Below are 297 nucleotides of genomic sequence, written 5' to 3' on the forward strand. Positions count from 1 at the left end.
GGCCACCTTCTGGACCTGCCACTGCTGGGACTGGCTCCCGGTGCAGGTGTTCTGCACGACGAGGGCCCCGTCGACGGTCGACGCGCCCTCGACGTCGAGGCACTTGCCGCTGTGCCGGGCCATGATCTGCACGTAGCCGGTACCCAGGTTCTTGAGGGAGAAGTTCTGGTTGGCGCCGTTGCCGCAGCCCCACTGGAGGAGCCGGGCGGTCTCGGCGAAGGAGTAGTCGCCGACGTCGACGCACTTGCCGCTCTGCCGGCCGACCAGCTGCTGCCAGGTCGCGTGGAGCGGGGTGAC

At 69.4% G+C, this 297-nt stretch carries 1 protein-coding gene; it reads right to left on the reverse strand.

The window, feature by feature from the left end; genetic code table 11:
* Positions 1-297: RICIN domain-containing protein (locus PUR56_RS01100; protein WP_329947456.1), on the reverse strand; the 297-nt coding region annotated here is incomplete at both ends.

The organism is Streptomyces sp. BE303, assembly GCF_036290945.1.
In the GTDB taxonomy this organism is placed as follows: domain Bacteria; phylum Actinomycetota; class Actinomycetes; order Streptomycetales; family Streptomycetaceae; genus Kitasatospora.